This is a genomic window from Acinetobacter sp. WZC-1 (assembly GCF_052544965.1).
The window spans coordinates 1,471,148-1,494,479 of record NZ_CP199370.1 but is presented as its reverse complement, the minus strand read 5'-3'; the positions used below and the strand labels follow the sequence as shown (position 1 = coordinate 1,494,479).

Annotated in this window: 24 protein-coding genes and 2 pseudogenes; 9 read left to right on the top strand and 17 right to left on the bottom strand. The window is 39.7% G+C overall.

Going from position 1 to position 23,332, the window contains the following annotated elements; translation table 11 throughout:
- Nucleotides 1–578 precede the first annotated feature (578 nt).
- The 3 genes and pseudogenes from ACT6PV_RS06905 to ACT6PV_RS06895 form a co-directional block, all read right to left on the bottom strand.
- Nucleotides 579–818 carry a hypothetical protein gene (locus tag ACT6PV_RS06905; RefSeq protein WP_445115678.1) on the bottom strand — a complete coding sequence of 80 codons (240 nt, stop codon included), beginning with the start codon at nucleotides 816–818 and terminating at the stop codon, nucleotides 579–581.
- A gap of 213 nt (nucleotides 819–1,031) precedes the next feature.
- Entirely contained in the window at nucleotides 1,032–1,343 is a 312-nt protein-coding gene (locus tag ACT6PV_RS06900; protein ID WP_445115677.1) for a hypothetical protein, read from the bottom strand.
- Nucleotides 1,344–1,353: 10 nt separating this feature from the next.
- Nucleotides 1,354–1,494: pseudogene (locus tag ACT6PV_RS06895) on the bottom strand (phage/plasmid replication protein, II/X family); the annotation flags it as partial.
- A gap of 62 nt (nucleotides 1,495–1,556) precedes the next feature.
- Between ACT6PV_RS06895 and ACT6PV_RS06890 the strand changes: the two are divergent.
- Nucleotides 1,557–2,695 (top strand): IS3 family transposase gene (locus tag ACT6PV_RS06890; protein ID WP_445114732.1). Its coding sequence is split into 2 segments (ribosomal slippage): nucleotides 1,557–1,815 and nucleotides 1,815–2,695, totalling 1,140 coding nucleotides; the frame shifts between segments, so codons are not numbered across the junction.
- Here ACT6PV_RS06890 and ACT6PV_RS06885 read toward each other — a convergent pair.
- A complete protein-coding gene (locus ACT6PV_RS06885; RefSeq protein WP_445115676.1) occupies nucleotides 2,634–3,833 on the bottom strand; it encodes a phage/plasmid replication protein, II/X family in 1,200 nt (399 codons plus the stop codon). The genes ACT6PV_RS06890 and ACT6PV_RS06885 overlap by 62 nt on opposite strands.
- A gap of 119 nt (nucleotides 3,834–3,952) precedes the next feature.
- Between ACT6PV_RS06885 and ACT6PV_RS06880 the strand changes: the two genes are divergently transcribed.
- The gene (locus ACT6PV_RS06880) at nucleotides 3,953–4,153 is read left to right on the top strand and encodes a hypothetical protein (RefSeq protein ID WP_445115675.1); all 201 of its coding nucleotides are present in this window, start codon (nucleotides 3,953–3,955) and stop codon (nucleotides 4,151–4,153) included.
- Nucleotides 4,154–4,788: 635 nt separating this feature from the next.
- Here ACT6PV_RS06880 and ACT6PV_RS06875 read toward each other — a convergent pair.
- From ACT6PV_RS06875 to ACT6PV_RS06855, 5 genes are all read right to left on the bottom strand, one after another.
- A complete protein-coding gene (locus tag ACT6PV_RS06875; protein ID WP_445115674.1) occupies nucleotides 4,789–5,220 on the bottom strand; it encodes a hypothetical protein in 432 nt (143 codons plus the stop codon).
- A gap of 446 nt (nucleotides 5,221–5,666) precedes the next feature.
- A complete protein-coding gene (locus tag ACT6PV_RS06870) occupies nucleotides 5,667–5,960 on the bottom strand; it encodes a hypothetical protein (protein ID WP_445115673.1) in 294 nt (97 codons plus the stop codon).
- Nucleotides 5,961–5,996: 36 nt separating this feature from the next.
- On the bottom strand, nucleotides 5,997–6,737 hold the full coding sequence (locus ACT6PV_RS06865) for a zonular occludens toxin domain-containing protein (RefSeq protein WP_445115672.1): 741 nt from the start codon (nucleotides 6,735–6,737) through the stop codon (nucleotides 5,997–5,999).
- Nucleotides 6,738–6,810: 73 nt separating this feature from the next.
- Entirely contained in the window at nucleotides 6,811–7,092 is a 282-nt protein-coding gene (locus ACT6PV_RS06860) for a DUF2523 family protein (RefSeq protein WP_445115671.1), read from the bottom strand.
- Nucleotides 7,093–7,094: 2 nt separating this feature from the next.
- Nucleotides 7,095–8,078, bottom strand: coding sequence for a virulence factor TspB C-terminal domain-related protein (locus tag ACT6PV_RS06855; protein ID WP_445115670.1), 984 nt, complete (start codon nucleotides 8,076–8,078; stop codon nucleotides 7,095–7,097).
- A gap of 54 nt (nucleotides 8,079–8,132) precedes the next feature.
- On the opposite strand from ACT6PV_RS06855, the gene ACT6PV_RS06850 reads away from it, so the two are divergent.
- A protein-coding gene (locus tag ACT6PV_RS06850) for an IS3 family transposase (RefSeq protein ID WP_445114756.1) occupies nucleotides 8,133–9,280 on the top strand; the annotation gives its coding sequence in 2 pieces (ribosomal slippage) (nucleotides 8,133–8,379 and nucleotides 8,379–9,280; 1,149 coding nt in all).
- Between the two features lie 251 nt (nucleotides 9,281–9,531).
- Here the strand turns inward: ACT6PV_RS06850 and ACT6PV_RS06845 are convergent.
- The 5 genes from ACT6PV_RS06845 to ACT6PV_RS06825 form a co-directional block, all read right to left on the bottom strand.
- Nucleotides 9,532–10,104, bottom strand: a complete 573-nt coding sequence (locus ACT6PV_RS06845) for a hypothetical protein (RefSeq protein ID WP_445115669.1) — start codon at nucleotides 10,102–10,104, stop codon at nucleotides 9,532–9,534.
- Between the two features lie 379 nt (nucleotides 10,105–10,483).
- Nucleotides 10,484–11,559, bottom strand: a protein-coding gene (locus tag ACT6PV_RS06840) for an IS3 family transposase (RefSeq protein ID WP_445114685.1) whose coding sequence is annotated in 2 segments (ribosomal slippage) — nucleotides 10,484–11,307 and nucleotides 11,307–11,559 — 1,077 coding nt in all. Because the reading frame shifts where the segments join, the coding sequence is not laid out codon by codon here.
- Nucleotides 11,560–11,830: 271 nt separating this feature from the next.
- A protein-coding gene (locus ACT6PV_RS06835; protein ID WP_445114685.1) for an IS3 family transposase occupies nucleotides 11,831–12,906 on the bottom strand; the annotation gives its coding sequence in 2 pieces (ribosomal slippage) (nucleotides 11,831–12,654 and nucleotides 12,654–12,906; 1,077 coding nt in all).
- Between the two features lie 50 nt (nucleotides 12,907–12,956).
- Nucleotides 12,957–13,526, bottom strand: coding sequence for a hypothetical protein (locus ACT6PV_RS06830; RefSeq protein ID WP_445115668.1), 570 nt, complete (start codon nucleotides 13,524–13,526; stop codon nucleotides 12,957–12,959).
- A 305-nt stretch (nucleotides 13,527–13,831) separates the two neighbouring features.
- A complete protein-coding gene (locus ACT6PV_RS06825; protein WP_445115667.1) occupies nucleotides 13,832–14,398 on the bottom strand; it encodes a carboxymuconolactone decarboxylase family protein in 567 nt (188 codons plus the stop codon).
- Between the two features lie 323 nt (nucleotides 14,399–14,721).
- Here ACT6PV_RS06825 and ACT6PV_RS06820 point away from each other — a divergent pair, with 323 nt between their 5' ends.
- The 4 genes from ACT6PV_RS06820 (at nucleotide 14,722) to ACT6PV_RS06805 (ending at nucleotide 19,117) form a co-directional block, all read left to right on the top strand.
- Nucleotides 14,722–16,446 (top strand): SulP family inorganic anion transporter, encoded by a 1,725-nt coding sequence (locus ACT6PV_RS06820; protein WP_445115666.1) that lies wholly within the window; start codon nucleotides 14,722–14,724, stop codon nucleotides 16,444–16,446.
- A gap of 208 nt (nucleotides 16,447–16,654) precedes the next feature.
- Complete coding sequence (gene sstT / locus ACT6PV_RS06815; RefSeq protein ID WP_445115665.1) at nucleotides 16,655–17,851, top strand: serine/threonine transporter SstT; 1,197 nt, start codon at nucleotides 16,655–16,657, stop codon at nucleotides 17,849–17,851.
- A gap of 3 nt (nucleotides 17,852–17,854) precedes the next feature.
- Nucleotides 17,855–18,532, top strand: coding sequence for a YoaK family protein (locus tag ACT6PV_RS06810; RefSeq protein WP_445115664.1), 678 nt, complete (start codon nucleotides 17,855–17,857; stop codon nucleotides 18,530–18,532).
- A gap of 48 nt (nucleotides 18,533–18,580) precedes the next feature.
- Nucleotides 18,581–19,117: a DUF2058 domain-containing protein gene (locus ACT6PV_RS06805; RefSeq protein WP_445115663.1), complete on the top strand. Its 537-nt coding sequence runs from the start codon at nucleotides 18,581–18,583 to the stop codon at nucleotides 19,115–19,117.
- 146 nt (nucleotides 19,118–19,263) lie between these two features.
- Here ACT6PV_RS06805 and ACT6PV_RS06800 read toward each other — a convergent pair whose 3' ends face one another.
- Nucleotides 19,264–19,869, bottom strand: coding sequence for a LysE family translocator (locus tag ACT6PV_RS06800; protein WP_445115662.1), 606 nt, complete (start codon nucleotides 19,867–19,869; stop codon nucleotides 19,264–19,266).
- A 256-nt stretch (nucleotides 19,870–20,125) separates the two neighbouring features.
- On the opposite strand from ACT6PV_RS06800, the pseudogene ACT6PV_RS06795 reads away from it, so the two are divergent.
- Nucleotides 20,126–20,979: pseudogene (locus ACT6PV_RS06795) on the top strand (LysR family transcriptional regulator); the annotation flags it as partial.
- Here the strand turns inward: ACT6PV_RS06795 and ACT6PV_RS06790 are convergent.
- On the bottom strand, nucleotides 20,961–21,086 hold the full coding sequence (locus tag ACT6PV_RS06790; protein ID WP_445115661.1) for a sortase B protein-sorting domain-containing protein: 126 nt from the start codon (nucleotides 21,084–21,086) through the stop codon (nucleotides 20,961–20,963). The pseudogene ACT6PV_RS06795 and the gene ACT6PV_RS06790 sit on opposite strands and share 19 nt — an antisense overlap.
- On the opposite strand from ACT6PV_RS06790, the gene ACT6PV_RS06785 reads away from it, so the two are divergent.
- A complete protein-coding gene (locus tag ACT6PV_RS06785) occupies nucleotides 21,071–22,321 on the top strand; it encodes a mechanosensitive ion channel family protein (protein ID WP_445115660.1) in 1,251 nt (416 codons plus the stop codon). The genes ACT6PV_RS06790 and ACT6PV_RS06785 overlap by 16 nt on opposite strands.
- Nucleotides 22,322–22,449: 128 nt before the next feature.
- Here ACT6PV_RS06785 and ACT6PV_RS06780 read toward each other — a convergent pair whose 3' ends face one another.
- Nucleotides 22,450–23,052, bottom strand: coding sequence for a superoxide dismutase (locus tag ACT6PV_RS06780; RefSeq protein WP_445117053.1), 603 nt, complete (start codon nucleotides 23,050–23,052; stop codon nucleotides 22,450–22,452).
- Between the last annotated feature and the right edge of the window lie 280 nt (nucleotides 23,053–23,332).

The window sequence follows — 23,332 nt, the reverse complement described above, 5'->3', positions numbered from 1 at the left end:
TTTGCAGTCTCAGAAATAGTATGAATACGAAGTAGTTTTTTATTATATTTAGATGCATAGTAAGACCATGCAGCAGACTCTGAAACAAAGCTCAAATCATTCTGATTGGCAAATTGCCAAACATATTGATAACTAGGATCAGGATTATTTGAATCTTTTCTCTGTACAACCATACCATTTTTGATAAGCCAGCCAGCTCCAGAAATAACACCAGCAACAAGCGCACCAGCAATGCCCATCCTTACCATAGCAGCAACAGTAGAACCAGTAGCATAAGGAGTAACAGGAATTGATGCACGACGTTGCATTGTTTTATCTGCAATTCTATCAAGTGTGGTTGCTTGAATTACTTTCTCTAATGGGTCGTAAACAATTGTTTTAACATTATAATTTTTGGATGCAAATGCAAGAGATGGCATAAAACATATTGATAAGGACAATAAAAACACAAGGAATTTTTTCATTTTCATTTCCTTAGCAATAGATAAAAACAGACAGACATAAGAATTAAGTAGAAGAACCCGAAAGACATTTTTTTGATCTCCAAATAAAAATGGGGAGCGAACTCCCCAAGTTTATTAAGTACGGTTGAAGGCTTGTTTGACGTAGCCCCACACTTGGATTGTTGCGTTTGGAATGATCTTTGCTGCACCGATTAAAGCGATAACAGCAACACCAGTAGCAATTACAGCAGTACCCGCAGAAACGTCTGGCCCCTCAGCGAATGCACTTGTTGAAGCTACAACGGGAGTAGCAACAATCAGAACTTTTTGAGCGAAGTTAAGACCTTTTTTTGGAGTTTGGTTTTGATTTTTCATGATTATTTACCTTTAAATGCGTCATTTATGACGTTGTAGAGAAATACAGTTGCAAAGCAAACAGCGACTTGAGATAACAATAAATTCGCATCTGCAACCGATATATTCAGTAAGTTAAACTCAGGTTCAACTTGCTGAATCCAAGCGACACACGTGGAAACACCGTTAACTAATTGGATTGATTCACAAACGTATGCCATGTTCTAAAATCCTTTAAGCTGTTTTTTGAGCTTGTTTTTCTTCTAACTGGAGAGGTTTACCGTCACCAGTTGTTTTGTAATAAATGTTTCTGTCCATTGTCGATTGCTCGATTGGCAAATAAATTTCACGGCCACGATACGACAGATAAAAATCTTTCATATGATGATGATCTTCAATCACTTTGACGTTTTGAGAACAAGGAACCATTTTTTCTAAACCACGGTCGAAGCGTTCAGATTCGAAGATCAGGCGCATGTTCAGCCCCTTTTCATTCGGTGTTAAATCAACATTGATGAGTTTTGCTTTGAAGATAAGTTGAGACATGAGATTCACCTTAAGATACGAGTTTTAATTGACGTTGATTGAATGTAGAGACAGGCTCTATAAAGTTTGGCGGTACTTGAGTTTCGAAATTGATTTCTACGAGTTTGATAAACGGTATGACGTTGTTTTTAGAGTCAATATGTAGGTTTTGGTGGACTGCCACCACTCTCCTGGACAAATATCGTCTATTATTTTTGCATAGGAGAGAACATTATGAGCGGACAACGATACACCCCGGAATTTAAAGATGAAGCTGTTAAATTGATTACTGAACGTGGATATTCTGTCACTGATGTCGCAGAACGTTTAGGGGTATCACAGCACAGCATTTATAAATGGCTAAAGGCAGTACAGCCTTTACGCAGCAACCCGGATGAACATGAACTGCTTGAGGCAAAGAAAGAAATCCTGCGTCTTAAAAGTCAGCTTAAACAGACTGAAGAGGAACGGGATATCTTAAAAAAGGCCGCAAGGTACTTTGCAAGCCTGCCCGAGTAAAGTATCAGTTTATTCTTGAATACAGCCATCAATTTAAGATTAAAACGATGTGTCGGGTTCTTGGGATTGCCCGTGCTGGCTATTACGTTTGGTTGCATGAACCTGAATCAGGCAGGACTATTGAAGATAAGCGATTATTACAGCTCATCCGTTCTTCTTATGATGCCAGTTATGGCATCTATGGTTATCGTCGCATCACGCTGGATCTTAAAGAGCTGGGTGAAAGCTGTGGACCTAATCGTGTGCTGAAGATCATGAAGAACAATGGTATTACCGCTGTTCGAGGATATAAGAAGCATAAAAGCCATAGTCACGGTCGTCCTCAGATTGTTCCACCAAACCATTTAAATCGAGAGTTTGTCGTAAACACACCTGACACCTCCTGGGTGACTGATATAACTTACATTCGCACCTGGCAAGGCTGGTTATATCTGGCTGTGGTTCTTGATTTATATTCGAGAAAAGTTATCGGTTGGTCAATGAAACCTACGCTTGCCAGGAATATCGTATTGGATGCGCTTTTAATGGCAGTATGGCGACGCAGACCCAATGAACCTGTGATCATACACTCAGACCAGGGCTCACAATACAGCAGCGCAGACTGGCAGAAATTCTGTCAGAAGCATAATTTGGTTCCGAGTATGAGTCGTCGCGGAAATTGCTGGGACAATGCCGTTGCTGAATCCTTTTTCAGCAGCCTGAAGAAGGAAAGAATTAAAAAGAGAATCTATAAAACTCGAGAAATGGCCCGTGCAGATGTGTTTGATTATATCGAGATGTTTTACAATCGAATCAGACGTCATTCGCATCTTGATGGGATGAGCCCAGAAGCATTTGAGGCAGCTTCAAAATGAGGCTGTCTCGTGTCCAGGATACTGGGAGCAGTCCATGGAGGTAAGCTTTTGAATAACCTGCAAGAAGTAAATCTTTGACATAAGCATAAAATCTAGTTTCTGAATAACGCTTTTTCATAACATAGAAACCATGCGTTTCTAATGCACAATAGAAGTTAAATAGATTACGTGCTTTGGTATAGCGTACCTGTCCAGTTGGAGTTATCGACTTGTGAACATTGCATAAATTTTCATAAATTGAATCATGATCAAGAGCTTTCATAGAATGACCCTCAAGGGCTTTAAATATTTCAGAGTTTGCTTTGACCCATAGGTCTTTTAAAAAAGTAGGATTTTCACGTTGATAACGTATAAGTTGAAATAAATTAGTAGGTAAACCGAGTTCTTTTAGAACATACTTTTTGATACCTGTTTCAAAGCGGAGAAGCCCTTTCGCCCATGCTTGTAAATCAGGATCAGACATAACTTTGACAACACGTAAAGCGCACTTATCATTGGCTTTAGAAAGCTTGATTTGTTCTTCTAATTGGTTTTGAAATTCATTAAATTTGCCGTAAACCTTACGTGCATAGCGTTTTGAACGTTCAGAACCGAAGTAAATAGTGTTTTTATAAACAATCTCTTTTTCTGATTTACGAATATGTCTAGAGGACATATTGCGCATAAAATCGAGAACTTGAGCAACTTGGTTTTCATCTTTTAAACGAGCTGAATAAGTTGCATCAAGCTGTAAAACTTCGGTTTCTGAAATACAAAGCATGGAATAGAGCGTAGGATGAGATTCAGCAAGATAACCAAGCATTTCCATTGCACCCTCCTCAATCCAATCAGAACCATAAACGTTATGACCTTGCAAGATTTTTGCAGGGGAAGCCTTAAGTTCTACATGGGGGTAATAACGTCCTTCATGAAAGAATTTAAACGCCATAGCTGTATGCGATGTGGGTAATCGTTCCCAACCATGATTTAAAACACGATGTTGGGTAGTACCCTCCTCATCCTTGTAAACATCCCATGAACCAACTTTTTTAAGATCAAGATCCAGCATGTCAAAACCTAAAATGCAATGATTGCCATCTTCAGTGATATCAACCAAAGACGCATCTATAGGAATGTGCATTACGATCTTGTCTAACATATCTAAGTATCCACATGCATGCAAATATGCATAAGGCGAAACTTAACACAAATATGCAAGTATGCGCAATACATGCATGCAAAAATACATGTATGATTTTCCACATGTAGACTTATGGTATGAAAAAGATGGTTCAAAGCGTCAGAATTAACGATCAAGAACAGGAATTGTTAAGAAAAAAAGCAGTTGAATTGAACAAAGTTTTGATTCAAAAAGGACAGCAACCACTAAGAGATAGTGAATTAATACATATACTAGTTGATCAAGGGTTAGAACTTTTAGAGGTTTCTAGTAGCGGTACTGTAAAAATAATAAAGTAGTGAATACTCCCATTTTCGGGAGTTAAGTCCACACTAGAGATGGTGGACTTTTTTCGGGCTTTCCGCCTCTTCCTCGTCGTTGTCCTCGTACCTCGTCCGCCTCCTCGTCATCGGAGGCGCACGTATTAATAAATATGAGATACTTTAAGACATAAAAAATCTTAATAAAATCGTTATAAATGAGTATTAGTAAAATTAAGTTATTGTTTCGGCTCTGTATTTCGCATAACTTAATTTTATGTTAAATAGGATATCTGAGACTGTAGCCTACGCAATACTGTTTGCAGCTACAGCTCAGCAACGTGAATATCTGCGATTATAATTCACGTTGCTGAGTATCCCAAGTAACATAATATAAGTTATGCAGAAATCAGAATCTTGTCGATTGGCGAATTTGAAATGATCTTACGCCAATCGACAAGAATTGACCTAGACCCTGTTACTTGTAATGAATTCTAGTGAAAATGGATTTGATGGAATGATGGGAATTTTAGGAATTATTGATCAAAATTTGTATACCTTTTCCCGCATATTATAGGATGCGGGAAAATTCTTGCTCTGCTGATATGGTATGGAAAAAAATTATATCTTGTCGCAAGTTTCGCTTAATTAACTTCAACTCTTCGAGATTGTAGTTAATTAAGCGATTTAAGTTTCTTTCTATACATAGCCAATTCTAAAGCTTCATCTTCGGTTAATTCCCATGATTCATTATTCAAAAATCTATGCATTTGTGTATCATAAATTGCATAGATTTTTTTCTGAATATCATTAAAACCATATTGATTTCGCATTTTTTCTTCAAATTCATGCAGTTTTTTGATGGAAAATTTAGTTTTTATATCCGTTCTTAAATTCTCAATAACTTTAATCATATTTTTATCATCAAAGTCTTGATTCATATAGGCAATGAATAGCTCTTCAAATGTATTAAAAAGCTTTTTTTGTTCAATATCTTCAATATCTTGTTGAATAAATTTATTAAATTGATAAATTTCTTCTAAACTTAACTCAGCGTATGCTTCGACTGCTTTTTGCAAATTTGGTGATAAATTATCATTAATCACAATAAAATCCTTATATATCAGTTACATTCTATCTATATGATGATCTAGTTTGATAAAGAAAATTTTTAACTTGTCAATTTCATCATGATTATTAATTGGTACGGATTGAAGATAACTCAAGTAGTTTTCTAAAGAATTTCGAATAAATTCATAATCTTTTTTATTCAATGAACCAATATTTCTATTATATGAAACTGTTCTCCAAATCGGATTTTGTCTTCTAAAGTTCATTATATTGACCAAAATTCAGTTGCCTAAAAGTGAGGTAATACGCCAAATTGAGGTAACAAAAAAAAGCGTAAACTTTTAGGCAGGTTTAAATTATAGGATTAAATTCAATAAATTTCACAATAATATTGATTAAGAGTAACGTCAGTAAAAAAAGAAGTAACATCACAGGCAGTATTAAGCGCATTATTTAGTCCTAGATATAGACAAAAATTCAGTTATGAATAATTGGGTGCTTTGTAAGAAACCATTGAAGATGAATTGGAACTTTGATTTGAAGTCATCTGATTTTCATGAGAAATTTCATTGTAATGACTATTCGGTAATCCATCCTTATAAATTTCTCGCTTATATCTTGATGTTTCCATACGTGAGTTTTTTCTTGAAAGCATTCTGCAATCATCAATTTTCATATTGATAATTTGCCCATAAGAATTTCTTGCGTAACAATCATCATTTGTTTCAATAACCATCGCTACCCTTTTATCCTCATCCTGTTTTAGCTGATCCATTGGATCAATTTTTTGAGTGGATGAAGAAACAGGTTGTTACTTAACAGGTTCATTTATCTTTGGTTTATCATAAACAATCTCAGTTTCTTCATTCTTATGACCAAATAATGGATCTAGCCAAAAAGATCGAGCGACATAAGCAGGAATACAAATGAAAACTATAAAAATAACTAGCAAGTATTTAAGTGGAATACCGCCTTTATGAGTATCAATTTCTGTCGATGTATAATATTGATAAAGTTGTTTGGGAAACTTCCAAATCGTCTTATTTACAGCATCATCACGGGTTGATTTCGATACTAATACATGAGCTTCAGGAAACTCATAAATAGTTGCACGTTTCATTTTATAGACACGTCTTAAATATAAATGACAACCCACATCGGCTAAAACATAAGGTGCTAATTTTTTTGGACTTTGTGTTATTAGAAAAATATCAAATCCAAAATGACGATGCATACTTAATGAATATCCAATATCACGGACTTCTTCTAATTTTTCTTTGTCTTTAATCAAGTTTTTTTCAGCAAAAGCAGGATGTTCATGTGCTTCATCATAAAATACGGCTATTGGCATCTTAGACATTTCAGGATTAGAACGCCTAAAGTGATCTAAATCACGCCAATCTTGATTCGTAGGAATGGAAATTACACCAGGTATTTTTAAACCAATAATATTCGTAAAAACAATATAACCCTTGTTTAAATGTTCGAAAATAAGTTCTATAGATTTTAATGTTTTACCACTTCCGGGCGTTGCACTAATTAATGTAAGCATTTCACACCAATATTTATTTTAAATTTAGTTTTTGCTCGATCGGTCAGTCGGTTCCTCTTCCTCCTCGCAAAAACTAAATTTGTCTTGTCACAAGAAGACGCATAGATTTCAAATACATAACAGTTGTAAACGCCCCAAAAACAATTGAGATATATTTATCAAAGCCAAAAAGACCTAAAATCGAAATTACGGATGGTGCTAAACCTGTTAAGGCATCTCGCATAGAGTTTGAAAGGCTTGTCATAATTTCATTTAAGAAATACATAGAAAAAATTCCAACACCCAAAGAACTCAAAATTTTGAATACTAAACTTGCAGCAAAATATGAAAGCAATCGAAGAAGTACACCTGCCATTTCTAGCTCCTAAATAATCCTGCAAAAATAAAAGCAGCATGAAACCAAGCAGCTAAAATCACAAATGGACGAGCATCAGTTGAAAAATTACAAAGTGATGTATAAGGAATATCAATAGTTTTAGAAACTAAACCTAAATCCAAAGAAAATGATGCAGGTGGTGGGCATGAGGCATTTAAGCTAAATTGTGGTCCATCAGGTAATTTAGATTTATCTAACTCTTCAACTTTATAGTTTGGATCATCAGGAATAGCTGAATCGTCTTTAAACCAATCTATAAAAGAACAAACAGGTGTCGCCCAATCACAGAAATTAGGAAGAGAAAATCCATTATTTCCCGATGAACCACCTGAATTATCAGGAATAGGTTTAACAGAAGTATCTGTTGAATCTTCTTTTATATTTTTATCTGCAACATCATAATTAGGGTTATTTATTAACTCATAATCATCTACAGGTGTAAAAACATCAGTGACACCAACCCAAGTTGGTCTTTGAAAATTCGGAAGATTTCCCATCATATAATCCCCCAAATCTTTTTCAGATACTTCACGATTCGGTTGTGGATTGGACTCTTTAGTCTGTGATGTAAAAACATACCATTGCATACGATCAGAAATACCACCTACATAAGATCCATATATGTAGTCAGCATGATCTAATGAACCTTCTTCGAGCTTTTTAGGCAAAGTCCCTAATCGCTTATCTTTATAAATTGAAGATAGGTAATCCTCATAGCTGTAACAAAGAAAAGTCTGAGGTAGTGACGTTTTATATGTTGATTCATCAGGACGTGAACCATAAGCAAAATTACACGCATCATATGGCGAATTGAACCAATTAGTGGTATCTAAACTATATTGAGTATCCGATGTTTGTTTGGGGTAGTAAATTTTTCCATCTACATCATCAATAATAAAACCATCTGATTTTAGTGCAGCAGATACTGCAATCACTCCTAATAATGCTAAATTCTGAATAGCCACTAAGTTTGTCGATACCGAATAGTTAGATAAAATAGCTAATTAAGAGGTGTTTTTATGAGTGGCAAACGATTTACCGAAGAGTTCAAGATTGCAGCAGCGCAGCAAGTCATTGAGAAAGGCTACAGTGTTGCAGAGGTTGCGGGAAGATTAGGCACAACGACCCATAGTGTTTATGCTTGGGTTAAGAAATACTTTCCTAAAACACCCCAAGCTACTGCTCTTGAAGATCAAACCAAAGAGTTGGCTCGATTAAAGAAAGAGCTGCAACGAGTTACAGAAGAGCGTGATATCTTAAAAAAGGCCGCGGCGTACTTCGCCAGCCAGTCAAAATGAGGTACGCCTTTATCAAGGATCACCAGCAGGTCTGGTCAATTTATAGAATGTGCTCGGTACTGGAGGTTCATCCCAGTGGCTATTATGCATGGTTGAAACAACCTTTGAGTGCTACAGCCAAACGTAGCAAACAACTGTCAGGCCTGATTAAACAGTTTTGGTTAGAGTCAGGCGGTGTATATGGCTATCGCAAGATTTTCTGTGACTTGCGTGATATTGGTGAGCCTTGTGGAGTTAATCGTGTACATCGACTGATGCGACAGGAAGGCTTGAAATCCCAACGTGGCTATCGAAAACCAGGATATTCAAAGGGCTATCAACCTATTGTTCAAGCCAATACATTAGATCGGCAGTTTAATCCTGCACAGCCAAATCAAGCATGGGCAACAGATATCACTTATATCCGTACTCATGAAGGCTGGCTGTATTTAGCTGTTGTGATTGACCTTTTCTCAAGGTTAGTCGTTGGCTGGTCTATGAAACCAATGATCACTAAAGAGCTAGTTCTTGATGCTTTATTGATGGCAGTTTGGCGTAGATCGCCAACAAATAAAGTATTGGTTCACTCTGACCAAGGTAGCCAATATACCAGTCATGAATGGCAAGCCTTTCTGAAGCAACATGGTTTGGAAAGCAGCATGAGCCGTCGCGGCAACTGTCACGATAATGCTGTGGCAGAGAGCTTTTTCCAATTACTGAAACGAGAAAGAGTTAAACGGAAAATATATTCAACGCGTGCTGAAGCTAGATCAGATATATTTGAGTATATTGAGATGTTCTACAACGTGAAACGTCGCCATGGTGCTAACGACCAGCGGTCGCCAAAGGACTTCGAGACGTTTTATGAAATGAAGCTGGCGTGTATCTAGATTCTTAGTGGCTATTCATTTTGATCTAACTGGCGATATTACTATAGGTTTGACAAAAGAAGATTATAAAAATATGAACCTATTTGATGCCAAAGCCGTTGGTATTAATGGGTACTTCTTAAATTATCATGCACTCAAATGCGCAATCTCGAATGAAGATGCTTTAAAACTCATAGAATTGGGTATTAAAGTCATTTAGAAATCTCATAGTGAGACAAGAGTCCACCATTAGATAACGTGGACTTTTTTATTTAATCTGAGTAAGTAAAAGAGATACCTCTATCAGATAATTTTTTATTAAAAACACTGATAGCTTTCATACTAAATGTAAAATAAATCATTAATAATTTATCAATAACCGAAACATTAGGCATATTCCAATGAACTTCACGATCATCAAATTGTCCACGCCATGATGGATCATCCATTTTGGGTATAGGTGAGCCATAAGTCGATATTCGGTCAATAGCATAACGAATATTATTTAACTCATCGTCAGTAATAGAGACATTAGTTTGATGTGCAAACTTATTTCTAATTCGATTAAATAAAGTAAAAACTTCTGCTAATTCAGCAGGAAGTCCTAATTTTTTAGAAATAGCTAGCTTTATATCAAACATAATAAATTTGCCTCTACCTAAATCAAAAAAATCATTGCAATGCGTAATTTTATCGCACCAGATATTTAGAAATTCTTCAAGACAAAAATGCACCCTTAATACAGCACCTAAAATGTCCTTGGTTTCAATTAAAGCAAATATAGTATCTAAATTATAAGCTGCTGCTATATCACCGCCTGCTCTAGTATGCGTGGTTGTATTCATATGGATTCCAAATATAGAGCAAATTTAATAGTATTTTCTGCCATGTTCTTCTCTTTAAGCCATTCTGAAGTCGCATAACTTCAAATTATGTTAAATAAGATATTTGACGACGGTGCACTACACACTGCTATGGGTCGGCACCGCACATTGACAGCTTGAACTGAAGCGCTGTCAAGTGTGGCCTAAGTAACATAATATTCGTTATGCAGAAATCAGATCGCTACTCGACTTGCGTTTCAGTCGAGCCTACGCAAGTCTGCGTGGCTATGACCTTCTATGTCTGGATCAATCAAAAATAAGTGAATTGGCACATCGTATATTGGATCGGTAATACCCCCATTTTTAATTGAATTAATGGGTAGAAAATCCAAAGCCCCTGTTATTGTTTAAAAATAGGTGGACAGCCATTTACTGACATATGAGGCCGTTCATGATTATAAAAGTACTGCCAGCCAGTTGTATAGTCCTCAACTTCGCTCAGATCTCGAAATAAATACTGATTTAGACACTCATAACGTACTGTACGGTTAAATCGCTCAACATAGGCATTTTGCTGTGGATTGCCTGGCTGAGTAAATACATGCTCAATACCATGCTGATCACACCACGTTTCCATTAGCTCACTGATATATTCCGGACCATTGTCGCTTCTAATACGTTTAGGTTTACCTCGCCATTCAATCAATTGATTAAGCCCTCTCAGCACACGTTCTGCGGGTAATGAAAAATCAATCAATATATCCAGTGACTCGCGATTATAGTCATCAATCACGTTGTGTACTCGATAGCTACGCCCATCACTGAGTTGATCATGCATAAAGTCCATGGACCATGATTCATTCTTAGCTGTCGGTACTGCAAGGGATTCAGGCTGTTCCCGTTTAATGCGCCTCTTTGGCTTGATACGTAGATTAAGTTCCAATTCCTTATAAATACGATAGATACGTTTATGATTCCAACCATATCCCCTGACATTGCGAAGATACAAAAAGCAAAGTTTAAAGCCCCAGGTCTGATGGTCCCTGGTAAGCTTTATTAGCCAGTCTGCGATCACCACGTTCTGCTGCTTTAATTGAGCTGCATAGCGATAGCACGTTTGACTGACATCAAAGATCAGGCAGGCCTTACTCACAGAGACTTGATATTGCTCAACAGCTTGTTGAGCAAGTAGTTTACGTTGAGCTGGCCTCACAACTTTTTTGAAAGTGCATCCTGAAGGATATCTGTTTTAAGGCGCTCATCAGCATACATGCGTTTAAGGCGGGCATTCTCGGCTTCAAGCTCTTTCAGTCGGGTTATCATGGAATGATCCATACCGCCATATTTGCTCTTCCACTTGTAGAACGTAGCAGAGCTCATACCGTGTTCTCGGCACAAATTCGGTACCGGGGTACCTGCTTCTGCTTGTTTCAAAATACTCATGATTAAGCTGTCTGAATATTTAGATGTTTTCATGGAAAATCTCCTTAAATCAAGGGTATTCGATTTTCTACTTTTAAGTTCAATTATTTTTGGGGAGTATTACCGATCAGGCAATCGAAGCGGCAGAAATATCATCGTCAGGTGAAATTATTATTATTCTAAACCAGGGTAAAAATCTCATTATGAGACAAGAGTCCATCATTAGATAGCGTGGACTCTTTTTATTTTATTCAGTAAACGAAAACTCTATGGGTAATACCCCCATTTTTAATTGAATTAATGGGTAGAAAATCCAAAGCCCCTGTTATTGTTTAAAAATAGGTGGACAGCCATTTACTGACATATGAGGCCGTTCATGATTATAAAAGTACTGCCAGCCAGTTGTATAGTCCTCAACTTCGCTCAGATCTCGAAATAAATACTGATTTAGACACTCATAACGTACTGTACGGTTAAATCGCTCAACATAGGCATTTTGCTGTGGATTGCCTGGCTGAGTAAATACATGCTCAATACCATGCTGATCACACCACGTTTCCATTAGCTCACTGATATATTCCGGACCATTGTCGCTTCTAATACGTTTAGGTTTACCTCGCCATTCAATCAATTGATTAAGCCCTCTCAGCACACGTTCTGCGGGTAATGAAAAATCAATCAATATATCCAGTGACTCGCGATTATAGTCATCAATCACGTTGTGTACTCGATAGCTACGCCCATCACTGAGTTGATCATGCATAAAGTCCATGGACCATGATTCATTCTTAGCTGTCGGTACTGCAAGGGATTCAGGCTGTTCCCGTTTAATGCGCCTCTTTGGCTTGATACGTAGATTAAGTTCCAATTCCTTATAAATACGATAGATACGTTTATGATTCCAACCATATCCCCTGACATTGCGAAGATACAAAAAGCAAAGTTTAAAGCCCCAGGTCTGATGGTCCCTGGTAAGCTTTATTAGCCAGTCTGCGATCACCACGTTCTGCTGCTTTAATTGAGCTGCATAGCGATAGCACGTTTGACTGACATCAAAGATCAGGCAGGCCTTACTCACAGAGACTTGATATTGCTCAACAGCTTGTTGAGCAAGTAGTTTACGTTGAGCTGGCCTCACAACTTTTTTGAAAGTGCATCCTGAAGGATATCTGTTTTAAGGCGCTCATCAGCATACATGCGTTTAAGGCGGGCATTCTCGGCTTCAAGCTCTTTCAGTCGGGTTATCATGGAATGATCCATACCGCCATATTTGCTCTTCCACTTGTAGAACGTAGCAGAGCTCATACCGTGTTCTCGGCACAAATTCGGTACCGGGGTACCTGCTTCTGCTTGTTTCAAAATACTCATGATTAAGCTGTCTGAATATTTAGATGTTTTCATGGAAAATCTCCTTAAATCAAGGGTATTCGATTTTCTACTTTTAAGTTCAATTATTTTTGGGGAGTATTACCTATGCTTCTGTCAGTAAATTCTTTATTAAATACACTCAAGCATTTCATACTGAATATAAAGTAAATTAATGTCAGGCGATCAAAAACATTAACATTTTCCATATCCCAAGAAATCTCTCGATTACCAATCAATCCTACGCAGTCAGGTGTTCCAATTGTAGGAATTGTTTCAGAACCATACGAGGGAATTCTGTTTATTGCATGACGTATATCATCCAATTCTTGATCCGAAATTTCCATATTAGTGTTATGCGCAAATTTATTTCTTATTCTATTTATTATCTTAAAAACAGCTTGTAACTCTATAGGCAATCCAAGTTTTTTAGCAATAGCGAGTTTCATTTCAAATGAGACACGATCATTAAAGTCAAAGAAGTTTTCACATTTAGTTATTTTGCTACACCATACATTTAAAAACTCCTCAAGACAGAAGTGAATTCGTAAAACCGCACCAATTAGGTCTTTCGTATTAATAAGTGCATTTATTGTTCCTGTATTATAAGCAGCAGCAAGATCGCCACCTGCTCTAGAATGTGTGGATGTAATCATATTTTTCTCAAGTATTAAGTCATTCCGAAGTCGCATAACTTCATTTTATGTTAAATCGAACACCTAAAGCCTCGCCCTACACAATTGGTCATTGGCGCCACCTGACAGTTTGAACTGGATCGATGTCAAGTATATCTTCAAGAAACATAACATAGAGTTATACAAAACTAAATACCTCCAATTAAGTGACACAGGCATTTCCTCTGGACCTTTAATCAGATCATGATTTTTACGATATAAATCAATAAAAAAATCACGTATATCATTCAATATATACGTGATTTAATGATTAAGAAATGACAGGATCAGCGTTTGATCCACGAACCATCTTCCTGTGCATCACTGGTCACTTGTAATGTGCGTAAAAAGCCGGCCAACATGGTATAGACACCCAATGTAATTAAGACATCACAAATTTGCTCTTCACTGTAGAACTGACGTGCAAGATTAACAATTACGCCTGGTGCCACACCATCACGCAGTACGGCTTCACCCACCTGCAGTAACGCCAGCTGTGCTTCACTGAAGTTTTTTGCATCACTGGTATGTCCTTCAGCAATTGCTTTAATCTGAGCTTCTGTTACGCCAAATGCCTGAGAAATAACTACATGTTGATCCCATTCATAGCTTGCATTGATGCGTGAGCTAACCAGCAATACCAGTAATTCACGGTCTGTATCTGTCAGGCTTAAGCGTTTAAAAATTGCATCGATAACATCCATCAGCTCCACAAAACTTCCTGAGCTATGGGCCATCATGTGAAATAAGTTGAGTTTGGTTGGTAATTGCTCCCAGCGTTTGCGAACAGCTTCCGGTTTGGTTGACATATCCGGAAAACCAACATTGACTTTAGACTCGTAGTTAAAGCTCATCGTTTTGTCTCACTTTTTTGATGCTATTGAAGTAAAATCAGTATAGTCAGTCCTTAGCATAACAACAGTGAGTTTGTTCGTGTATTCTGTACAAAATTAGTTGATAAATCACTAAAAAAACTCAACAATTAATAAAGTTTTTTTAAATAGCTCCCTCTAAACAGAAAGGTAGCACAGTCTATTCATCTGCATTCAGCTCTCCCCGAATATTGATGCTTTTACAGTCTGTCGATATGCATCACATGAAACCGGATTCGACCTGTCTTTTTGGGTGTTATTTTTGCATAATGTTGCTGCAAACATCATAAAGACTTCAGCTCAACATGCGTCATTCCAGGTCAGATCTCAGTGTGCTGCTGCCTGCCTTAAGGTGGTTGAAACACTATAATTCAGCAAAATTCAAATCTGATTTACTTGCAGCACTGATTGTTGTGGCCATGCTTGTACCTCAGGGTATGGCCTATGCCATGCTTGCCGGGCTGCCACCAATCACTGGACTATATGCCAGTGTTCTACCCATGATTATTTATGCCATTGCCGGCGGCAGTCTGACATTGTCCATTGGCCCGGTCGCCCTGATTTCCATCATGACGTTTGCCACTTTAAATCCACTGTTTATGGTCGGTTCACCGGTGTATATCCAGGCAGCCTGCCTGCTTGCACTGATGGTCGGTATCATTTCCTTTTTGCTGGGCATATTCAGATTTGGTTTTTTAATCCGGCTCATCAGCCATCCGGTCATTAAAAGTTTTATTACGGCTTCTGCAGTTTTAATTGCCCTGAGCCAGGTTAAATTCCTGGTCGATCTGCCACTGCAGGCTGAGAATATTCACACTTTCATGGCCAGCCTGTGGCCATATTTACCCTATATCAGTACAGCAACACTGGGCATCAGCTGCGTTGCCATCCTTTTCCTGGTCTTAACACCACGATTGATACATTCCAGTCGGAATATCAATCGTTACTTCAAGCCTGCAACCATTAATTTCTGGATAAAGGCACTGCCTTTGCTGCTGATTTTTATCAGCATTGCCCTGATGCATGCTCTGTATCCGAATTCCGGCATTAAAACTGTCGGGGAAATTCCTTCGGGTTTCCCGCCACTGAGCATGCCTGTCTGGAACTGGAATCTTGTTTTCCAGCTTTTGCCTGGCGCCGCCATGATTTCAATGATCAGTTTTGTGGAATCCATCTCCATTGCTCAGGCAACTGCATTTCAGCAACGCAGTGAACTGAACAGTAACCAGGAACTCATTGCGCTTGGACTGGCGAATATCGGGGCCGGCATAACATCCGCCTTTCCGGTTACCGGCAGTCTATCACGGACCGTGGTCAATGCCGATGCGGGGGCCAGAACTCCGTTATCCGGTATTTTATCTTCCATTTTAATTGTGGTGGTCAGCCTGTATTTCACAACTGTTTTTCAACAGTTGCCGTTGGCCATTCTGGCAGCAACCATTATTGTATCTGTATGGAAGTTATTTGATTTTCAGTCATTTATAAAAACATGGCGTTACTCCCGGGCAGATGGTATTGCCATGTGGATCACCTTTGCCGGTGTGCTCTGCCTGGATATTTCAACCGGACTGATGATCGGAATCATCTCCACCTTTATTTTACTACTGTGGCGGATCAGCCGGCCACATATTGTGGTCATTGGACTGATTCAGGGCACACAGCATTTCAGGAATGTCAGTCGACATCAGGTCATGACCTACCCTGACCTTATTTCCATCCGTGTTGATGAAAGCCTGAGCTTTTTAAATGCCAATACCTTAAAAGAGTTCATCATTACCGAAATCAGTAAAAATCAGCATTTAAAGCATGTCATTATCAACTGTTCCAGTATCAGCAGCATTGATTTAAGTGCGATGGAAACGCTGGAGGAAATTAATGCAGAGTTGATTAAACTAAATATTTTTCTGCATTTTTCAGAAATCAAAGGCCCTGTCATGGACAGGCTGCAGCGCTCCAGACTGTTGCAGCATCTGCATGGGAAAATCTTTTTATCGCACTATCAGGCCATTGCTGAGCTGGAACATGACTGAAATCCGACTGTATCGGAAATGAAATATTCTGTCAGTCCGCATGTATTTCTTTTTAAAAAACTATAAAATATAAAAAAATTATTTATATTTTAATGAGATATTTTTTATGACTGTTTTGTGTATCGGGTCCGCCTGATTTAGGTATAAAATAGCCCCCTTATTTTTTTCATTTTCAGCATATTTTCAGTATTTTTTATAAGGCTCAGTTATGTTCTCAGCCCTGACGAAATTAAGTCTGGTTTCACGTATTATGATTGCCATCATCCTGGGTGGCCTGGTTGCGTATTTTTTTCCGAATGTTGCACCTTATGTGAGTTTTCTCGGTGATCTATTCATCAAGGCACTAAAGTCCGTCGCACCGATTCTGGTGTTTGTATTGGTCATGGCCTCCATTGCCAATTTCAGAGTGGGTGAAGGTGCCCGGGATCTGAAGCCCATTCTGGGGCTGTATGCAATTGGCATGCTGCTGGCTGCACTTAGTGCGGTCATTGCAAGTATAGTATTTCCAAGTACTTTATTTTTATCCATTAATCCTGAAATGCAGTTACAGCCACCTGGCAGTGTTTCTGAGGTGCTGAGAAATCTGTTTCTCAGTTTTATTACCAACCCGGTGACTGCCCTGCACGAAGCGAATTTTATTGGGATTCTGGCCTGGGCTGCAGGTCTTGGGGTTGCACTGCGTCACGGCTCAGACACCACAAAAAAAGTCATTACCGATCTGTCTGATGCAGTAAGTTCCATCATTCGTATTGTAATCAGTCTGGCACCGCTTGGTATTTTTGGTCTGGTGATTGCGACTTTTGCCGAAGCAGGACTCGACACCCTGGAAAATTATGCCCATCTGATTGTTGTACTGGTGGCCACCATGTTGTTTGTCGCCCTGGTGATCAATCCCCTGCTTGTTGCGCTGGTCATGCGTAAAAACCCCTACCCGCTGGTTTTTAAATGTCTTAAGGAAAGTGGAATCACCGCATTTTTTACCCGCAGTTCCGCTGCCAACATTCCGATCAATCTTGATCTGGCCAAACGGCTAGGCGTCTCTGAGACAACCGCCAGTGTTTCCATTCCGCTGGGAGCGACCATCAATATGGCCGGTGCTGCGGTGACCATTACCGTTTTAACACTGGCTGCCGTCAACACACTGCATATTGATGTAGATCTGATCACCATGCTGGTGCTGTCGGTGGTTGCTGTCATTACCGCCTGTGGTGCTTCCGGTGTGGCAGGTGGTTCACTGCTGCTGATTCCAATTGCATGTGGATTATTTGGTATTTCTTCTGATATTGCCATGCAAGTGGTTGCCATTGGCATGGTCATCAGTGTTTTACAGGATTCAACGGAAACTGCGCTGAACTCATCCACGGATGTCCTGTTTACAGCCGCTGTGGACTTATCCAGAAAATAATCCATGCCACTTCAGCGTTTACCCCTATGGATTCAGGCTGCTGCCTTCATGCTCGCCATGAATGCAGGCATGATCAATGTATTGGGCTTAATTACCGTTTTACATCAGTCTGTTTCGCATATGACCGGTAATGCCAGCCTGCTGGCGCAGGCATTGGTACATCAGCAATATGATGTAGTCATCTATCTGTTGCTAGTGATTGCCTGTTATCTGCTGGGCTCAGGTTTCAGTGGCTATATTCTGGGCAACAGCCATTTTGAACTGGGGCGCCGTTATGGTTTGCCCCTGAGTCTGGTGGCTGTGTTTATCTTTTTATGCTGGTTATTCATTCCCTGTTTCCCACGTTATGCATTGCTGTGGGCCAGTGCGGCCATGGGTATTCAGAATGCGATGGTGAGCCATTATCAGGGCACTATTATTCGTACCACCCATCTGTCCGGGGTATTGACTGATCTGGGACTGGCACTGGGATACCGACTCAGGGGGTTAAGGGTTGAAAACAGACGTGTTATCCTGCATATGCTGATACTGACCGGATTTATACTGGGAGGCATGATTGCCTCATTGGTGTATTCTTATCTGCAATGGCATGCATTCCTGATCCCTGCCGGCTTCAGTCTGATGTTATGCGTGGTCTATTGGCTGGTCTATCTGAACGATGATTTTAAAGCATCGTTTTGAAATATAATGCTGAAAAATGGTTTTGTTCAAAAATGACTGGAATTCAACATGGTTAAAAACGCATTACAGGCACAGTTATTAAAAACAGGGCTTGTTGACAATAAAAAAGCAAAAAAGCTGACCAGACAGGCTCAGCATCAGCAGCGCACCGGTGAAAGTGATGAGGCTGCACTAAAAGCAAAAATTGAACAGGATCAACAGCAGAAAATCGCCAGGGACCAGTCTCTGAATATGGAGAAACAAAAACAGCTGGATGCAAAGGCGTTAACAGCCTCGATTATTCAGATGATTGATCAGCATAAAATTAAAAATACAGCGGGTGATGTGCCCTATCAGTTTATTGATCATACAAAAATCAAGAAAGTATATGTCAATCAGCAGATTTACAATGCGCTGGTGGCAGGCAGTCTGGTGATTGCCCGGAATCATCAGTCCTACGCCTTTTTACCGGAAGCACTGGCAAAGCGTATTGATGAAAAAATGCAGGGCTTCATGATTGTGAATCAGTCACAGAACAATGAAAATGTCACAGATGAAGAAGACCCTTATGCAGCCTATGTCATTCCTGATGACCTGATGTGGTAATACAGTAGCCTTAACATGGCGCAATGCAGAATGCATAGCCGGAGATTGAAAGCAGTGCTGTTTAAATCTCCGGTTTTTTTGATGGGCTCATCTGAATGATACGACTGCTGATGAATTCAAAAAGCGTTAATTTTAAAATTATTCATTCAAAAATCATGCAGCAACAACAGACAGCCCAGCACTCCAAGACACAGTCCAGTCATTTGATTCATCTTCTGCTGATGACACAGAATTTTTGTTCTGACCGGCTGCGCTGAAAATAACAGTGAAACCAGGCTGAACCAACCCAGATGCGCCAGTGAAATAAACAACCCATAAGCCACCAGTGTCAGCACCGAAGCACTGGGACTGATCATTTGCGTAAACAGGCTGATGACAAATAATGCAGTTTTGGGATTCAGGGCGTTGACCAGCAAACCCTGCATGAATGCCTGTCTGTTGTTCATGCATTGCCCCTGCCTATCATATTGAGCCGGTTTTCGGTGATAAGTCTGCCATGCAAGATAGATCAGATAGGCCGCCCCCAGATACTGGATTACCGTTACGATTTCCGGCAGCGCATGCACAGCAAAATATAAAAAAATCAGGGTATATGAAACATGAATCCAGACCCCCAGCGCAATACCGGTACTGGTCAGTATTGCTGATTTCCGACCGAAAAAATAACTGTTATTGCTGACAATGGCAAAATCGGCGCCTGGACTGATCACTGCCAGCAATATAATCAGAACAACAGCTGTCATCTCAGACATTGTATTTTTCCATCCGTTTTCCGTGCATGAATTGACCATGAATTTAACTCATACCCTGGCCGATTTTCTGACAAATTCATGGTGGGCTCACATACCATATGAAAACTGCCATACGGTTTTTTATTAGTATCATGGTGTTTAATGATTGAATATTGATGCATTTACATCTATCCCGAAGGCTAAGATTGGCCTATTCTTGAATAGATGCCTGGAAAATAAAATGGAAAAAAATTCACAATCATGATGAGGATATGGAATGATTGAAAGAATATCGTTGAACTCAATTAAATTTTTTTATTATGTGGCCCGTTATCAGCGGGTGACGCTGGCTGCTGCCCGTTTATTTGTCACTCAGGGGGCAGTGAGTAAGCAGATTAGAAACCTTGAAGTGCAGCTGAACGTGAATTTATTTCTGCGGCAGAATAACCGACTGATTTTAACCCGGGAGGGTCAACAGCTTTTTGAATGCTGTGATCATATTTTTCAGCAACTGGATCACTGTATGCATCAGCTCCAGGTTTCCGGCAAAGAGAAAAATAACCTGGTGCTGTCCTGTGAGCCAACACTGGCCATGAAATGGCTGATTCCCCGCCTGAACCGGTTCAATGCCATGCAACAGGATTTTGGGATTACCCTGCTGACGGCCGGTGGCGATGTCAATTTTCATGAACAGCAGATTGACCTGGCCATTCGCAGAAATGATTTTAAATGGCAGGACCACATTCACAGCGCACATATTGCAGATGAATATATGCTGGCGGTCAGTCACCCTCAGGGCCATAACAACACAACATTTTTAATCTCTTCTTCGCGTCCGGAAACGTGGCAGGTTTTTAGCAGAAAAAACCCTGATTTTATTGATGATGACACATATCAGCAAAGCACACTGGAACATTTTTATTTATGTATTGAAGTCTGGGCAGCTGCATCAGCTCAATTTACATGCTGGAAAAAGAGCTGCAATATCACATTCTGGTGCCGGCTTCTCCGGTGTATGCAGATGGTTCAGGCTATTATTTATTGTCTGAACATTCATTTGAATCTGATGACAGAAAGCAATTCTTCAGACAATGGATCAGCCAGCAAATGCATCAGAGCCAGCAGGAAGTTTTTAACCTTTTTCCTGAAAAAGTCAGCTTCGGAGCATCTGAATAATATGGTATAAAGAGAAAAATTTGTGAATGATCAGAGGTTTTAGGCTTTGGATAAGCTCCCATTCATCCAGAATATTCAGAACTGGGCCAATCAATATCAATGGCTGGAAATGCTGACATCACTGGTCATTCTGGTCTTCCTCGCTTTTTTGGCCAATTTCATTGCCAAACAAATAGTGGTCCGTGGAATTCGTAAACTCATTATGAAAATGAAGTTTATACATCATGATATTTTTTCCCAGCATAGTGTAATTAAACGCATAGCCAATATCGTTCCGGCCATTGTTGTGATGAATGGTATTGCCACTGTTCCGCATTTATCGACAAAAATTATCAGTCTGGTACAAATGGCTGCACAGGCGTTTATTTTCCTGACCATTGCGCTGGCGATCAGTGAATTTTTAAATGTTTTTAACCTGATTTATCAGCATAATCCCAAATCACGCAATAAACCGATTAAAGGTTATCTGCAATTGGTTAAACTGATTTTGTATATTGTCTGTGGCCTGATGATTCTGGGGACCTTTCTGCAACGGGACGTGTTCACCCTGCTTGCCGGTTTTGGTGCCATGGCAGCAGTATTAATGCTGGTTTTTCAGAATACCATTTTGTCACTGGTGGCATCGGTACAGATTTCTTCTTATGACATGGTCAGAATTGGTGACTGGATTGAAATGCCGACACTGAATGCGGATGGCGATGTCATTGATATGTCATTACATACCATTACCGTGCAGAATTTTGATAAAACATTTACCACCATTCCGACCAATAAGCTGGTAACCGATACCTTTAAAAACTGGCGAGGCATGCGGCAACTGGGGGCAAGACGCATTAAACGCGCCATATTTATTGATCAGGCCAGTATTCGTTTTATCAGCCATGAAGAACAACAGAAATTGAGAGCATTTTTATTACTTGACCAATATCTGAACAGTAAACAATCTGAACTGGATCAGTTTAATCAGCAGTTTGAAAGTCAGTCCGCTTACAATCAGCGTCGTTTAACCAATATCGGGACTTTCCGGGCCTATGTGGAGTTTTATCTGCAACAGCACCCCGGCATTAACCCGAACCTGTCACTGATCATCCGTCAGCTGCAGCCGACCAGTCAGGGGCTGCCACTTGAAATCTATGCCTTTGCCAATACAACCGTATGGTATGACTATGAAGCGATACAGTCCGATATTTTTGATCATCTGATGGCCATTATTCCTGAATTCGGTCTAAAAATTTATCAGGCCGCTTCCGGTGCGGATTTACGCTCATTGTCTGATCGTCCTGAACAAAAGCAATAATAAATAACGTTCATCCCTGACTAGATGTGTTCCATGGATGGAAACACACCGGACTGGACTATAACGCACGTATTATCCAGCCCAGCAATTAAAACAAGTGATCAGTGCCTGGAAGTATTTGTCCGTTCTTATGCAATGGCCTGTAAATAACGTTCGTTGACCTTATTCCAGTTCACCACGGTCCAGAAAGCCTGAGTATAATCTGCCCTGCGGTTCTGATATTTCAGATAATAGGCATGCTCCCATACATCCAGGGTCAATAAAGGCTGACCTTTCACCTCCGCCAGATCCATCAGTGGATTGTCCTGATTCGGTGTGGATGTCACTGCCAGCTGGCCGTCGGCGGTCAGCACAAGCCAGGCCCAACCCGAACCAAAACGGCCGGTAGCAGCATCATTGAATGCCTTTTGAAACGATTCCAGTGAACCAAAATCCTGATCAATTTTTTGTAATAAGGCCACTGCCGGTTTGCCTGCATGGTCTGTCGGCGCCATGCTTTCCCAAAAGAAACTGTGATTAAAATGCCCACCGCCATTATTTCTGACAGCAACACTGTATTTTGAAATCTGTGCCTGAATATCTTCAAGGCTCAGCCTGCCCAACTCGGGATAATTGTTGATCTGGGCATTTAAATTATCGACATAGGCCTTATGGTGCCTGCCATAATGAATTTGCATGGTCATGTCGTCAATTGCAGGTTCCAGTGCATCAGTACGATAAGGCAATGGCATTTGCTGAAAACCTGTATAAGCTGTCGCGCCTGATGCTGTTTCTGCTGTGGTGGAATCCCTGGTACTCAAATTCATGCTAAACCCTCATATTGATAATGAAAATCATTATCAAAATTATATGGTTTTGATGACCGAGTCAAATATTCCGCAAGGAAAAATAAAAAGCCACCTTTGAATCGGTGGCTTCTTATCTCAGCACTGGATAGACAAAATACTGCGGTTATAAACCCTGGTATGCAGTCTGTCCAATGTTATAGACCAGGAGTGTTAATACAAAATA

What these genes read in the sequence shown, in the direction of transcription:
- ACT6PV_RS06905 (WP_445115678.1), bottom strand. Translation starts at nt 818, where the DNA reads ATGAAAAATCAAAACCAAACTCCAAAAAAAGGTCTTAACTTCGCTCAA.
- ACT6PV_RS06900 (WP_445115677.1), bottom strand. Translation starts at nt 1,343, where the DNA reads ATGTCTCAACTTATCTTCAAAGCAAAACTCATCAATGTTGATTTAACA.
- ACT6PV_RS06885 (WP_445115676.1), bottom strand. Translation starts at nt 3,833, where the DNA reads ATGTTAGACAAGATCGTAATGCACATTCCTATAGATGCGTCTTTGGTT.
- ACT6PV_RS06880 (WP_445115675.1), top strand. Translation starts at nt 3,953, where the DNA reads ATGAAAAAGATGGTTCAAAGCGTCAGAATTAACGATCAAGAACAGGAA.
- ACT6PV_RS06870 (WP_445115673.1), bottom strand. Translation starts at nt 5,960, where the DNA reads ATGGATCAGCTAAAACAGGATGAGGATAAAAGGGTAGCGATGGTTATT.
- ACT6PV_RS06865 (WP_445115672.1), bottom strand. Translation starts at nt 6,737, where the DNA reads ATGCTTACATTAATTAGTGCAACGCCCGGAAGTGGTAAAACATTAAAA.
- ACT6PV_RS06860 (WP_445115671.1), bottom strand. Translation starts at nt 7,092, where the DNA reads ATGGCAGGTGTACTTCTTCGATTGCTTTCATATTTTGCTGCAAGTTTA.
- ACT6PV_RS06845 (WP_445115669.1), bottom strand. Translation starts at nt 10,104, where the DNA reads ATGAATACAACCACGCATACTAGAGCAGGCGGTGATATAGCAGCAGCT.
- ACT6PV_RS06830 (WP_445115668.1), bottom strand. Translation starts at nt 13,526, where the DNA reads ATGATTACATCCACACATTCTAGAGCAGGTGGCGATCTTGCTGCTGCT.
- ACT6PV_RS06825 (WP_445115667.1), bottom strand. Translation starts at nt 14,398, where the DNA reads ATGAGCTTTAACTACGAGTCTAAAGTCAATGTTGGTTTTCCGGATATG.
- ACT6PV_RS06820 (WP_445115666.1), top strand. Translation starts at nt 14,722, where the DNA reads ATGCGTCATTCCAGGTCAGATCTCAGTGTGCTGCTGCCTGCCTTAAGG.
- sstT (WP_445115665.1), top strand. Translation starts at nt 16,655, where the DNA reads ATGTTCTCAGCCCTGACGAAATTAAGTCTGGTTTCACGTATTATGATT.
- ACT6PV_RS06810 (WP_445115664.1), top strand. Translation starts at nt 17,855, where the DNA reads ATGCCACTTCAGCGTTTACCCCTATGGATTCAGGCTGCTGCCTTCATG.
- ACT6PV_RS06805 (WP_445115663.1), top strand. Translation starts at nt 18,581, where the DNA reads ATGGTTAAAAACGCATTACAGGCACAGTTATTAAAAACAGGGCTTGTT.
- ACT6PV_RS06800 (WP_445115662.1), bottom strand. Translation starts at nt 19,869, where the DNA reads ATGTCTGAGATGACAGCTGTTGTTCTGATTATATTGCTGGCAGTGATC.
- ACT6PV_RS06790 (WP_445115661.1), bottom strand. Translation starts at nt 21,086, where the DNA reads ATGGGAGCTTATCCAAAGCCTAAAACCTCTGATCATTCACAAATTTTT.
- ACT6PV_RS06780 (WP_445117053.1), bottom strand. Translation starts at nt 23,052, where the DNA reads ATGCCATTGCCTTATCGTACTGATGCACTGGAACCTGCAATTGACGAC.